The organism is Rhizobium sp. BT04 (assembly GCF_030053135.1).
In the GTDB taxonomy this organism is placed as follows: Bacteria; Pseudomonadota; Alphaproteobacteria; order Rhizobiales; family Rhizobiaceae; genus Rhizobium; species Rhizobium binxianense.
Window position 1 is genome coordinate 350679 of sequence record NZ_CP125652.1, and the last position, 13639, is coordinate 364317.

At 62.4% G+C, this 13639-nt stretch carries 11 protein-coding genes; 9 read left to right on the forward strand and 2 right to left on the reverse strand.

Going from position 1 to position 13639, the window contains the following annotated elements:
* Positions 1-90 precede the first annotated feature (90 nt).
* From QMO82_RS10160 to exoR, 3 genes are all read left to right on the forward strand, one after another.
* Positions 91-1356, forward strand: a complete 1266-nt coding sequence (locus QMO82_RS10160; RefSeq protein ID WP_183607567.1) for an OmpP1/FadL family transporter — start codon at positions 91-93, stop codon at positions 1354-1356.
* A 230-nt stretch (positions 1357-1586) separates the two neighbouring features.
* Entirely contained in the window at positions 1587-2054 is a 468-nt protein-coding gene (locus QMO82_RS10165; RefSeq protein ID WP_183607566.1) for a hypothetical protein, read from the forward strand.
* 22 nt (positions 2055-2076) lie between these two features.
* Positions 2077-2880 carry an exopolysaccharide production regulator ExoR gene (gene exoR / locus QMO82_RS10170; RefSeq protein ID WP_183607565.1) on the forward strand — a complete coding sequence of 268 codons (804 nt, stop codon included), beginning with the start codon at positions 2077-2079 and terminating at the stop codon, positions 2878-2880.
* Between the two features lie 32 nt (positions 2881-2912).
* Here exoR and xth read toward each other — a convergent pair whose 3' ends face one another.
* Positions 2913-3704 (reverse strand): exodeoxyribonuclease III, encoded by a 792-nt coding sequence (gene xth / locus QMO82_RS10175; RefSeq protein WP_183607564.1) that lies wholly within the window; start codon positions 3702-3704, stop codon positions 2913-2915.
* Between the two features lie 174 nt (positions 3705-3878).
* On the reverse strand, positions 3879-4211 hold the full coding sequence (gene erpA / locus QMO82_RS10180) for an iron-sulfur cluster insertion protein ErpA (RefSeq protein WP_183607563.1): 333 nt from the start codon (positions 4209-4211) through the stop codon (positions 3879-3881).
* A gap of 221 nt (positions 4212-4432) precedes the next feature.
* Here erpA and QMO82_RS10185 point away from each other — a divergent pair, with 221 nt between their 5' ends.
* The 6 genes from QMO82_RS10185 (at position 4433) to scpB (ending at position 13520) form a co-directional block, all read left to right on the forward strand.
* Entirely contained in the window at positions 4433-5650 is a 1218-nt protein-coding gene (locus QMO82_RS10185; RefSeq protein ID WP_183607562.1) for a deoxyguanosinetriphosphate triphosphohydrolase, read from the forward strand.
* Positions 5651-5714: 64 nt separating this feature from the next.
* Positions 5715-7472: an arginine--tRNA ligase gene (gene argS / locus QMO82_RS10190; protein ID WP_183607561.1), complete on the forward strand. Its 1758-nt coding sequence runs from the start codon at positions 5715-5717 to the stop codon at positions 7470-7472.
* 61 nt (positions 7473-7533) lie between these two features.
* Complete coding sequence (locus QMO82_RS10195; RefSeq protein WP_183607560.1) at positions 7534-10803, forward strand: SPOR domain-containing protein; 3270 nt, start codon at positions 7534-7536, stop codon at positions 10801-10803.
* A 114-nt stretch (positions 10804-10917) separates the two neighbouring features.
* Entirely contained in the window at positions 10918-11931 is a 1014-nt protein-coding gene (nagZ, locus tag QMO82_RS10200) for a beta-N-acetylhexosaminidase (RefSeq protein ID WP_183607559.1), read from the forward strand.
* An 18-nt stretch (positions 11932-11949) separates the two neighbouring features.
* On the forward strand, positions 11950-12807 hold the full coding sequence (locus tag QMO82_RS10205; RefSeq protein ID WP_183607558.1) for a ScpA family protein: 858 nt from the start codon (positions 11950-11952) through the stop codon (positions 12805-12807).
* On the forward strand, positions 12804-13520 hold the full coding sequence (gene scpB / locus QMO82_RS10210) for an SMC-Scp complex subunit ScpB (protein WP_183607557.1): 717 nt from the start codon (positions 12804-12806) through the stop codon (positions 13518-13520). The genes QMO82_RS10205 and scpB overlap by 4 nt, the downstream gene beginning before the upstream one ends.
* The last annotated feature ends 119 nt before the right edge of the window (positions 13521-13639 follow it).

The window sequence follows — 13639 nt, forward strand, 5'->3', positions numbered from 1 at the left end:
CCTGGGAGCGCCGCCGTGGGGCGCGTTGCCATGGCGAGGAAACACTTACTAGAGTGGCGTGACATCAATTGCTGGAGTGGGGGAGACACAATGGCATCGCGTAGGTTTTCCAAGGGCGTAACGTCGCTGGTTCTTTTTTCGTCGCTTGCATCGCCGTCCTTCGCCGGCGGTCTGGAGCGCGGCGGATACAATATCGATCAGCTGTTCGATACGTCGCCTTTCTCATTTCAGTCGGGCGTGACCTACGTCACGCCGCAGCGCAGGCTGAAGGACGTCCGTGACACGAATACCTCCGTCTTCACCGGGGGTGGCAATCTGAACACCCGTCCAAACAGCGCCGATGAGACGGCGAATTACACCATTCCCTATATCGGCTTCAAAGCCGGCTTCGCCGATACGATCGACTGCCTCATCGACTATTCCGAGCCCTTTGGCGGGCATTCCAATCCCGGTATGAACTGGGCGGGCGCCAACAACAATATCGAAACCGAGATCAAAACCCGCAACTATGGCGGCACTTGCTCCTATCGCTTCGACGTCGGCCCGGGACAGCTTCGCTTCATTGGCGGCGCCTTCTATCAGGAAGTCGAGGGCTTCAAGGAGCGGTTAGTTTCCACGCTTCCGCTTCTGCTCGGCACCGGCAACGGCATCGGCCGCCTCGATCTCGAAGATAGCGGCTGGGGCTGGCGCGCCGGTCTGGCTTACGAGATCCCGGAATATGCGATGCGCGCGAGTCTCGTTTATAACAGCCGCGTCAAGTACGATAACCTGACCGGCACCGTTGATCTCCGTCAGGTTCCAGTTGTGCCGACATTTGGAGGTCAAGTCACGGACGTCTTCGGCTCTGCCGAAGCGCCGGATTCGCTGGAGCTGAAGTTGCAAAGCGGTATCGCTCCGGATTGGCTCGCCTTCGGATCGGTCAAGTGGACGAACTGGAGTGTCCTCCAATCTGTGCCTTTCTGCCCGAAGTCGACGAAAGGCCTCGCTGCCTGTACTTCCGGCGGTGCGACGGAGTTGACCTCGCTCGACCTTCTTTATCGCGACGGCTGGACGATCAGCGGTGGTGTCGGCCACAAGTTCAACGATCAGTGGGCAGGCGCCGTCAGCCTGACATGGGACCGCGGCACCAGCCAGGGCTATGGCACGCAGACCGACAGCTGGACGGTGGGCCTCGGTGCCGCCTACACGCCGACCGAACATATCGAATGGCGCTTTGCCGGTGCCGTGGGCGTGTTGACGAGCGGTTCGTCCGGCGTTGTGACCCAGAATGGCGTCACGTTTGGAGATGATGTCTCCTATTCCTTTGGCAACGATCTAGTTGCTGCACTGTCGACGAGCCTAAAGGTCAAGTTCTAATTCCACGATTTGAAGAATTGAGGAGCCCGGCACTGCCGGGCTCTTCTTTATTCGCGCCCGTTAATCATGCCATTTCCCGGTCCCGTTTTGTGACGATTCAGCAACACTTTTTTACGACGGTTTGCGTATGATAGCCGTGAGGCGAATTTGTCCATTTCCCGCCACAAAGAGGGAGCACCGCTATTTGCAGGCGAGGAGATGGCAGGCTTACGGTGCGTGTAGTTAGTAGCATGGGTCGATTTTTTTCCGGTAACAGCAGATCGCGCGATACGATTGGCAACAATCGTTTGTTTGTGGTCGTTTTGCTTTCCGCACAAGGCTGTTCCAGCCGCCAATCCGGCTCCGCGGCGACGCCGACGAGCCGTTCATTGTTGCGGTTTTCGCCCCGCTCGGATGAGCAGCCCGGCATTGCCGGAGATGTCGATACCGGTTTCGTCACATTTGCTGGTTACGAATGCGATAAAGGCGGGAAGGCGGATACCGCACCTGCTGAAAGAGTGCCACGGAGATTGCAGTCGGGCCATGCCGGGAGCCGGGTGGTTCTGAACGATGCGCTGAAAATACGGCCTTTGAGAAAGGGCCAGTGGGCTGGATGCGACGCGGGCAAAGGAGCCATGGAGCTCGCCGCGGGATCGCTCGCCTCGAAGACATACATCCGCGGAATGCACGGCGCCAGCGCCGCTGCCTCCTGCCTGTGATGAGCGAAAGAAATCGGTTGAAATGGTGACGTCCGAGTTCAAACTGTTCAAATTCATGCTGTTGGGCATGTCTATGGCCGTAGCGCTGGCGCTGTCCGGTCCGGTCCTCGCATTCGACATCAAGGCGGGCGTCAGCAAGGAATCCGGACCCTTCGATCTCTTCAAGTTCGGCTTCAAAGCCTATAAGAACGGACAGAAGGAAGAGGCCGTCGAAGCCTATAAATACGCCGCCGAAAAGGGGCACACCGGCTCGCGCTGGGCGCTCGCCAATATGTATGCCGACGGCGATGGCGTCACGCAGGATGATTTCGAAGCCTTCAAGATCTACAGCGAGATCGCCCAGCAGGGCGTCGAACCCGGCTCGGAAGATACCGGCTTCTTCGTCAACGCGCTGCTCTCGCTCGCCAATTATTACAAGCACGGCATTTCAGGCAGTCCGGTCCGGATCGACCTCAGCCAGGCACGCCAGCTTTATTTTCAGGTCGCCTCCACCTTTGGCGTTCCCGAGGCGCAGTTCCAGCTGGCGCAGATGATGCTGGCCGGCGAGGGCGGCAATGCCAGCCCGCAGCAGGCGAAGAAATGGCTGAACCAGGCCCGCAAGAGCGGTCATCCCGGCGCCATGGCGGTCTTCGGCAATATTCTTTTCGACGAAGGCCAGACAGCCCGTGGCCTGGCGCTGATGACGGCGGCACTCGACCGCTGCAAGCCGAAGGATTGCAGCTGGATGGAAGCGCTGCAGGAACAGGCCTTCTCAGTTGCCAACGAGGCCGACCGCCGCACGGCGGTATCCCTCTCGCACAACATCGCGACCGGCTCCGACGATTGAGGTTGAGCCTCAGGCGACCTGAGGCGGGAGCCTCAAGCGGCGAAATCGAAATAGGCGATAACAGGCACGTGGTCGGACGGCTTTTCCCAGGCCCGCACGTGTTTTTCGATCGCAGCCGACGTCATCCGGTCGGCAGCTTCCGGCGACAGCAGCAGATGGTCGATGCGGATGCCGTTGTTCTTCGGCCAGGCGCCGGCCTGATAATCCCAGAAGGAATAGAACTGCGTCGCATCCGTCGTCGCGCGCACCGCATCCGTCAGCCCGAGATTTTCGAGCTTGCGGAACGCCTCCCGCGTCTGCGGCAGAAACAGCGCGTCGTTTTCCCAGACCTTGGGGTCGAAGCAGTCGTGCGGTTCCGGAATGACATTGTAATCGCCGGCAAGGACCAGCATCTCTTCATAGGCCAGCCGCTCGGCGGCAAACGTCCGCAGGCGCTCCATCCAGGCGAGCTTGTAGGGATACTTCTCCGTGTCGACGGGATTGCCGTTCGGCAGGTAGAGGCAGCAGACGCGCAGGATCCGCGTGTCGGGCAGTGTGAACACCGCTTCGAGGAAGCGCGACTGTTCGTCGAGCGGATCGCCGGGCAAGCCGCGGTTCACTTCGAAAGGTGAACTCTTGGAGAGGATCGCCACGCCATTGAAGCCCTTCTGGCCGTGCGTCTCGACGTGATAGCCGAGCGCCTCGATCTCCAGCCGGGGAAAGCCTTCGTCGACCGTCTTGATCTCCTGCAGGCAGACGATATCCGGATCGGAATCCTTGAGCCATTGCGTGAGATTGTCGATGCGCGCCTTGACGCCGTTGATGTTCCAGGTCGCGATCTTCATGGCTCTCCCGTTCCCGTCATTGCATGTCGCCCCATTGTTGCATGTCGTCCGGCGTGTGTTTCGAAGCGCGACGCGCTTCTTTTATCGCGGTCTTTTACAACAGGACAAGACGATAAACCGGCCGAGAACAATTCTTCGGCCGGTTCGATGGGGGAATGCGATGCGCCTGGATGTTCAGATCGAGAAGCTGGTGCCGCAACCGCAGCTCGCCACCGCATTCGGGTTCTTGATCTGGAAGGATTGACCCAGCAGATTGTCGACGAAGTCGATCTCCGAGCCGGCCATGTAGACGAGCGACAGGCTGTCGATCAGCACTTTGGCATTGTTCTTTTCGACGACGACGTCGTCGTCACCAGCGCCGTCGGCAAGATCGAACTTGTAGGAAAAGCCCGAACAGCCGCCGCCTTCGACGGAAACGCGCAGGGCGCTCTTGCCGGCTTCGGCGCCGACGATCGCAGCGATACGCTTTGCTGCGGCATCTGAAAGGGTTACACTCGTATCCGTCATGTTTCCTCCTGCCGGGGTCAAGATCCGGAGAGAATGGGTTTTGGCACTCAAATGTTCAAATGCCTGATATCAAACAAACTTATCATGATCTTCGAAAAAAGGCCATGATGCGCCGAAGCGGTAAAAAAGCGCCTCTTTGCCGTTTGGTCGGGCTATAGGTATGAAGAGCGCAAAGCGGCGTCAATGGGCAGATGCGCCAACATGCAGGATGACGGTGAAGAATGACGATCGATACGCGTGCTTTAGGTTTCGGCAGCAGTGAAAGAGCGGTCTATGCGGCCGACCCCTGGACGACGCGCGGACGGCTTTATCCGGAGGACGGAAGCCCGACGCGCTCCGATTTCCAGCGCGACCGCGACCGCATCGTCCACACCACCGCCTTTCGCCGGCTGAAGCATAAGACCCAGGTCTTCATCGCCCAGGACGGCGATCACTACCGCACCCGGCTGACGCACACGATCGAGGTGGCGCAGATTGCCCGCGCGCTCGCCCGCGCCCTGAAGCTCGACGAGGATCTGGCCGAGGGCGTGGCGCTGGTCCACGATTTCGGCCACACGCCGTTCGGCCATACCGGCGAGGACGCGCTGCACGAGGTGCTACTGCCCTATGGCGGCTTCGACCACAATGCACAATCGCTGCGCATCGTGACCAAGCTGGAGCGGCGTTATGCCGAATTCGACGGCATCAACCTGACCTGGGAAAGCCTCGAAGGTCTCGTCAAGCATAATGGGCCGCTGCTGACACCCGATGGCGTGGGTACACGCGGCCCGGTTCCGCAGCCGATCCTCGATTATTGCGAACTGCACGATCTTGAGCTTGCGACCTATGCCAGCCTGGAGGCCCAGGTCGCCGCAATCGCCGACGACATCGCCTATAACACCCACGATATCGACGACGGCCTGCGCTCCGGCTACCTGACTTTCGATATGCTCGAGGAAATCCCGTTCCTTGCCGGGCTGATGGCCGAGGTGAGGGCACGATACCCGCATCTGGAGCCGAGCCGTTTCACCCATGAAATCATGCGCCGGCAGATCACCCGCATGGTCGAAGACGTGATCGGCGTGGCGCAGCAGCGCCTTTCCCTGCTGCGCCCCGGGAGCGCAACCGACATCCGCGGCGCCGACCGGGTTGTTGCCACCTTCTCCGAGGGGATGGCCGAAACCGACCGGCAGATCAAGGCGATGCTCTTCAAGCGCATCTATCGCAATCCCGATATCATGCGCATCCGCGCCGGTGCGGCCCAGATCGTCACCGATCTCTTTGCCGCCTACATGGCCAATCCCAAGGAGATGCAGAGCCATTACTGGGTCGATCATATTGCCGGCCTCTCCGATGCGCCGAAGGCCCGCCACGTCGGCGATTATCTCGCCGGTATGACCGACACCTACGCGATCAGCGCCCACAGGCGATTGTTTGACCACACTCCGGATTTGCGATAGGCAGCGGTCGCCCAGCCAAGGGCCGATTTGAGCTTTTGGCACAGCCTATGCATGGAAGAGTGCGATGAACCTTTTTACCGACTTCGAAGCCAGGATCAAAACCGCCCTTGAACAGATCGATCTGGTCAGGGAAAAGCGATCCGAGCTCGATTTCGGCCGCATCGCCGTCGAGCCGCCGCGTGACGCGAGCCACGGAGATGTCGCCACCAATGCCGCAATGGTGCTGGCAAAACCGCTCGGAACCAACCCGCGCGCGCTGGCCGACGTCATCATCGCCAAGCTGAAGGAGGATGCCGACGTCGCCGATGTTTCGGTCGCGGGTCCCGGTTTCATCAACATTCGGCTCGCCGTCGGTTACTGGCAGCGGCTGCTCGCCGCTATGATCGGCGCCAGCACCGATTACGGCCGCTCGACGCTCGGCGCGGGCAGGAAGGTCAACGTCGAATATGTCTCGGCCAATCCGACCGGCCCGATGCATGTCGGCCATTGCCGCGGCGCCGTCGTCGGCGATGCGCTGGCCAACCTGCTCGCCTTTGCCGGCTACGGCGTCGAGAAGGAATATTACATCAACGATGCCGGCTCGCAGATCGACGTGCTCGCCCGTTCCGTCTTCCTGCGCTATCGCGAAGCGCTCGGCGAAAAGATCGGCGAAATCCCCTCGGGTCTTTATCCGGGTGACTATCTGGTGCCCGTCGGCCAGTCGCTTGCCGCCGATTATGGCGTGCGGTTGCACAACATGCCGGAAGACCAATGGATGCCGATCGTCAAGGACCGCACAATCGATGCGATGCTGGTGATGATCCGCGAAGATCTGGCGGCGCTGAACGTCCATCACGACGTCTTCTTCTCCGAGCGTACGCTGCATGCCAATGGCGCGGCCGCGATCCGCACGGCAATCAACGACCTGACCTTCAAGGGCTATGTCTACAAGGGCACGCTGCCGCCGCCGAAGGGCCAGCTTGCCGAGGACTGGGAGGATCGCGAGCAGACGCTGTTCCGCTCGACCGAAGTGGGCGACGACATGGACCGGCCGCTGATCAAGTCGGACGGCTCCTACACCTATTTCGCCGCCGACGTCGCCTACTTCAAGAACAAGTTCGATCGTGGTTTCGACGAAATGATCTATGTGCTCGGCGCCGACCATGGCGGCTACGTCAAGCGCCTGGAAGCGGTTGCACGCGGCGTGTCGGATGGTAAGGCGAAACTGACGGTGCTGCTCTGCCAGCTCGTCAAGCTCTATCGCAACGGCGAGCCGGTGAAGATGTCGAAACGTTCGGGCGATTTCGTCACGCTTCGGGATGTCGTCGAGGAAGTCGGCCGTGATTCGGTCCGTTTCATGATGCTTTACCGCAAGAATTCCGAACCGCTCGACTTCGATTTCGCCAAAGTGACGGAACAGTCGAAAGATAATCCGGTTTTTTACGTGCAGTATGCGCATGCCCGCTGCATGTCGGTCTTTCGGCAGGCGAGGGAGGCTTTTCCCGACCTCGAAGTTTCACCCGAGCAACTCGCGAAAACCGTTGCAGGCATTGGCGATCCGGCCGAATTGCAGCTCGTCGCCAAGCTTGCTGAATTCCCGCGGATCATCGAAGCGGCGGCCCAGTCGCAGGAGCCCCATCGCGTCGCTTTTTACCTCTACGACCTCGCCAGTTCGTTCCACGCGCACTGGAACAAAGGTAAAGATCAGCCGGAATTACGATTTGTTAATGATAAAAACCGAGAATCAAGTATTGCCAGACTTGGGCTGGTGTACGCCGTCGCGTCGGTTTTGAAGTCGGGACTTGCCATTACAGGCACTGCCGCACCGGACGAAATGCGATAACGTCACCATTTCCCCACATTGCGCTGGCATTTGAGCGTTGGCGTTTGCGAGTGGGATAGGCATGGCTGAGAAACAACTTGCGTATGATGCGCGCGGAAAAGGCGATCTGTTTGCCGACGACGATCCGTTGGCTGAACTTGCCCGGATCGTCGGCTTCGAGCCGCGTGTTGCAGCAAATACGACGACCGAAGCGCGGCGCGAGCCTGCCCTCGATCTCGAGGATGAGCTTGGCCGCGAGTTCGATCGTTACGATTCGCCACGTCCGCTCGCAGAGCTTGACCGGCCCGCCGAGCCGATCTCTGATGACGTCGCTCCTGACGATTACATCGAGCCCGCGCTCGATGTTTCTCCCGCTGCCGAGAGAGCGGAGGTTGCCGAGCCGGCTTCCGTCACCTCCGTTGAAGCTGAGGAAGCAGTTGAGCCCGCCGCAAGCAACTGGGACGCGGTCGACGACGACCGGGCGGTCCGGTCGCAGCAGCTTGCCGTCGAGCCTGCCGGGGCATCGGTGCAATCGGCCTTCGGCGGTGCACGTGACCTGATCGAGGAGCTTGAGCTGTCGATCGGCACTGCTCCGGTCTCTTCGCTGCCGCAGCCCGCCAAGGCGCCGCAATGGTCGGCCGCCAGCATCAGGCTGCCGCTTGCCAATTTCCACGCCGCAAAACGCGAGGAAACGGTTGTTCCGCCGGTGTCTGCGGCCGAAGCTATCGCAGCAGCGCCGGTGGCTGAAGCGCCGTACGTCGATCTTCCCGCTGCAGAGCCGCAGCTAGTGATCGAGCCGACCGCCCCCGTCGTCGAGCAGTTGGCCCCCGTCGTCGCTGTCGAGCCGTCTGAGGAATTCGAATCCGCGTCTCCATCGCTTGGCTTCCCCGCCGAACTCGATCGCCATGACGAGGTGATCGCGTCGGAAGAGCCTGCCGAGGCCGAAGACTTCGTCGAAATCGAAGACGAGTTGGAAGATTTCGGGTCAGACGCCGGTTTTGATCTCATCGCCGCCGCTGTCGAAGGCGAGATCCAGGCCGATGCTGCGCTGACCGAGGTCGTGCCCGAGGTTCCGCACACCGCCGGCACTTTCGATCTTGACGACCTGCTCGCCGACGTCTCGCGTTATCCGGTGCCGCAACGCCCCAATCCGCCGCCTGTTTCGCCTCAGGACACATCGATCGAGGCAGTCCCCTTCGCTGCCGCTCCCGTTGCCGCCGCATTTGCCCAGCCGCAAGTGACCGCGCCCGCACCGGTCGCTGCTGCAACCGTCCGGCCGGCTACGATCGAGCCGGTTCCCGCCAATGCAGCTGGAGCCGCAAGGCCGGTCGCGCCGCAGCTTGCCGAGGTCATTGCGCCCCAGCCTGCCGCAACGGCACATTCGCAGGCGCCACAGCCTGTAACTGAAGCCGACGACCCCTTCGCCGGCCACGATTTCGAGCTGGATCTTGCCGGCATCGAACTTGAACTCGCCGATCTCGATTTCTCCGAGCAGATCGAAGCTGCGCCCCAGCCGATAACCCCTGCGCCGCAGCAGGTCGCCGCCGTCGCTCCGCGGCCCGCTCCCGTTTTTGCGCCTGAGCCGCTAACTCCGGCTTTTCAGCCGTCCGCCGCCTCTGCACGGCCGGCTCCGGCCGTCGTTCCTGAGCCGCAGGCGCCGGCTCCTGCTCCGGTTTTTAACTGGGCGGCGCCTGCCGCCGACTCCACCGAAGATCTGCCATTCGATCCGGCGATGATCTCCGATCCGGAGGAGCGTCCTGAGACGGTCGAGGACATGCACGTGCCGGCGCTGCCGCCGGTCGAGCAGCCCGCGCCGGTCGCGAAAACGCAGGATTTGGATTTCGATCTCGACGCGGAGATCGCGAGCTTCTTCGAGCCGGCCAAGCCGCGGGAGAACCCGGCGCCGGCCAGGGATACGGCCGCCGCCACGGCAAAGCAGGTCAAGCCCACCATCGCCGATGGCCTTGACGATTTCGAGCGGGCGCTGGAGGAGGATTTCCGCCGCAGCGTGCGCGAGCCGGTCGAGCGCCGCGAGACCTCCGAGGTCCGGATTGAATCGGCAAGCCAGGCGGCTGATTTCAGCCGTGCCCGGTCGATGCGCCGGCTGCTTGCCGGAGCCGTCGCGCTCGTCGTCTTCGCCGGTGTCGGTTATGGTGTCTATTCCTCCGTCTGGAACGGCGAGGGGCTCGGCATTGTCGCAACCGGCGAGCCGCGCGTGATCGTTGCCGACAAGGAGCCGGTCAAGGTCGTTCCGGAAAATCCCGGCGGCAAGACCGTGCCGAACCAGGACAAGGCCGTCTACGACCGCGTTGCCGGTTCTGCTGAGGAGCCGAAGCAGAAGGCGCTCGTGTCTTCCGACGAGGCGCCCGTCGATGTCGTCCAGCGCACGCTGACACCGGAATCCTTGCCTGAGGACGACGAGAACGCCAACGCCGGCGATCAGGTCACGCCGACCGCGGTCGGTGAGACGGAGGATCCGCGTCTGCTGCCGAACCAGGACGGCGCCGGCAACGCCGCGGCAAGCGATACCGACAAGACGCCGTCCGTTTCGCCGCGCAAGGTCCGCACGATGATCGTCAAGCCTGACGGCACCCTGGTCGCCCGTGAGGAGCCGGAGCCCGTCGACCAGCCGACTCCGTCTGCCCAGGCGACGCAGTCTGCCCAGGCGACACAGTCTGCCAAGGCGACCCCGTCTGCCCAGCCGACGCCCGCGGCTCTACCGCCGCTGACGGCCCAGACGACCCCATCGACCCCGCCGGTCGCTGGAACGGCCGCAAGCTTCCCGGCGAGCGCCGAGGTTGCTTCCGCCGATGCGCGTTCCGCAGCGCCCGCCGAAGCCGCGCCGCCGCTTGCCAATGCCGACGCGCAGGCCGCAAATCCCGCCCCGGTCGAGCCGCCGGTGCGTCCGGTCAAGACCGCGGCGATTGGTGATACGGCGCCGATCCCGACCGCCCGCCCGGTCGATCAGCCCGTCAACGTCGTCGGCACCGTGACCGAGAAGGGCAATGTCCGCCCGCCGGCACAGCAGCCCAAGGCCGCACAGCAGACGACGACTGAGGTCGCGGCCGCGGCACCGGTTGCCGCAAAGCCGCAGCCGGCCGCGTCGGCCGGCGGCTACGGCATCCAGATCGCCTCGCTGCCGTCGGAAGACGAGGCGAACAAATCCTATGCCAATCTGTCGAAGAAATTCGCCGGCGTGCTGGGTGGCCGCGCTCACGAGATTCGCAGGGCCGATATCGCCGGCAAGGGCACCTTCTACCGCGTCCGTATTCCGGCCGGCTCCAAGGACGAGGCCGCGGCGCTCTGCGAACAGTATCGTGCGGCGGGCGGAAGCTGCCTGATCTCCAAATAGGATCGGTTCTGAATACAGCATCAAGAGCGGCGGGCCGGATCGGTCCGCCGCTCTTTTTTGTGCATCGCGCTGGACCTTGCTCGCATTTGGCGGGGCGCCGTCTATGATTCTGACATGACCGAATCAAAAGCGATGATCCTTGGCTGCAGCGGCCTTGCCCTCACATCCGAAGAGAAGGCCTTTTACCGGGGCGAGCGGCCCTGGGGCTTCATCCTCTTCGGGCGCAACATCTCCGAAGCCGAGCAGATCACCGATCTCGTCGCCGAACTGCGCGACAGCGTCGGCTGGCATGCACCGGTGTTGATCGACCAGGAGGGCGGTCGCGTCCAGCGCATCCGGCCGCCGGTTTTCTCCCGCTATCCCTCAGGCCAGGCGCTCGGCGATCTCTATCGCCGCGATCCGGCGCTCGGCCTGCGTGCCGCCTGGCTGATGTCGCGGCTGCATGCCTTCGACCTTTCCAGCCTCGGCATCGATGTCGACTGCCTGCCGGTGCTCGACGTGCCGGTCGAGGGCAGCAGCAACGTCATCGGCGACCGTGCCTATGGCGGCGATCCCGAGACCGTTATCGCCATGGGCCGGGCGGCTGCCGAAGGGCTGAAGGCCGGCGGCCTGTTGCCTGTCATGAAGCATATGCCCGGCCACGGCCGCGGCTTTGCGGATTCACATCTGGAGCTGCCTGTCGTCACCGTCTCGCGCGATGAGCTGGAGGCCCATGATTTCCCGCCCTTTATTGCGATGAAGGACGAACTGATGGCGATGACCTGCCACCTCGTCTTCACCGCTATCGACCCGGACAATCCGGCGACGACCTCGCGCAAGGTGATCGACGGCATCATCCGTCAGCATATCGGCTTTACCGGTCTGCTGCTTTCCGACGACAGTTCGATGAATGCGCTTTCCGGCACGATCGGAGAACGCGCGGCGAATATCATTGCAGGCGGATGCGATATCGTGCTGCATTGCAATGGCCATATGGACGAGATGCTGGATGTCGTGGCAAATGTTCCGCCGCTCGCCGGTCTATCGCTTGCCCGTGCAAAAGCGGTAGAAGCAGGCTTCGCGGCGCCGGATAGCGCCGATGAAGCGGAATTGAGGGCGGAATTCGAGGCGATGTTTGCGATCGTGTGATCGCAGAGGGGCAGGGTGGTGAACACGGTGAAGGGCACGGAACGTCCGCAGGCGGCAACGCCGATGGACAAGTTGTGGCAGGATAATGGTGCCGAACGCGCCAGCCACGAGCCGGCGCTGGTGATCGACGTCGCCGGCTTCGAAGGCCCGCTCGACCTGTTGCTCTATCTCGCCCGCAACCAGAAGGTCGACCTGTCGCGTATCTCGGTGTTGGCGCTCGCCGAGCAATATCTGCAGTTCGTCGAAAGCGCCCGGCGTATCCGCATCGAGCTTGCCGCCGATTATCTCGTCATGGCGGCTTGGCTTGCCTATCTCAAGTCACGGCTGCTCATTCCTCAGCAGGTCAAGGACGACGGTCCTTCCGGCGAGGAACTGGCGGCAACGCTCGCCTTCCGGCTGAAGCGCCTCGAAGCCATGCGCCGGGCGGCGGAGGGCCTCGTTAACCGCAACCGCCTCGGCCGCGATATCTTCGTGCGCGGCGCGCCCGAGCATATTCCCGACCGGCAGCAGTCCGCTTATGCGGCAAGCCTCTACGATCTCTTGACCGCCTATGCAGCGCTGCGGCAGCGCAATGCCGTCACCCAGGTGACGATCGAGCGGCGCAGCGTCTGGTCGCTGACCGATGCCCGCGAGCTGTTGACCCAGATGATCGGCGAGGTGGGTGACTGGACGGCGATGGAGCATTATCTGCTGCGTTATCTCGCAGCGCCCGAGGAACGCGTCACGGCAATCGCCAGTGCCTTTGCCGCCTCGCTGGAACTGGTGCGCGAGGGCAAGCTCGAAATCCGCCAGGATGGTGCCTTTCAGCCGATCTATATGCGCCGCGGTCCCAAACACGCCACGCTGCAGGTGGTGGAGCAGGAGCAGCCGGTTTGATTGATCCGAAGGGCGAAGAGGATTTCGAAGGCGATTTCGAAGACAGGAGCCGCGACCTGCAGGCCGAGATCGAGGCCGAGCGCATCGCCGAGGCTCTGGTCTTCGCCTCGTCGCAGCCGGTCTCCGAAGGCTTCCTCGCCGAGCGCCTGCCTGAGAAGACCGACGTGCGTGCCATCATGCTGCGGCTGAAGGAGCACTACGCGCCGCGCGGCGTCAATCTCGTGCAGGTCGAGGGCGCCTGGGCCTTCCGCACCGCCGCCGATCTCTCCTTCGTCATCCGCCGTGATGACAATGAGGTGAAGAAGCTTTCGCGCGCCGCTCTCGAAGTGCTGGCGATCATTGCCTATCACCAGCCGGTGACGCGCGCCGAGATCGAGGATATCCGCGGCGTCCAGACCTCGCGCGGCACGCTCGACGTGCTGATGGAAGCCGGCTGGGTGCGTTTCCGCGGCCGCCGACGCACGCCGGGCCGGCCGGTGACATTGGGCACGACGCGCGATTTCCTCGACCATTTCGGTCTCGAAGAGCTGCGTGATCTGCCCGGTCTCGAAGAGTTGAAGGGAGCGGGCTTGCTGTCGGGCCGCATTCCGGCGAACTTCAATATTCCCTCGCCGTTGATGAACGACGAACTGACCGAGGACGAAGACCCGATCACCCAGATGGACCTCGAGGAATTGGGGTTGTTGGCGCCGCGCGGCACCTCTGAAGATTGAGGGGTTTGCGTCTTGCTTTTGCCATGCATGGCGAAAACAATGGAGCCAGCACTTTTCGGCGGGTCAATGGCTTGTCACAAAGGGCGATACCGTGACATTAAGCGCAGTTCGAAGGGCTT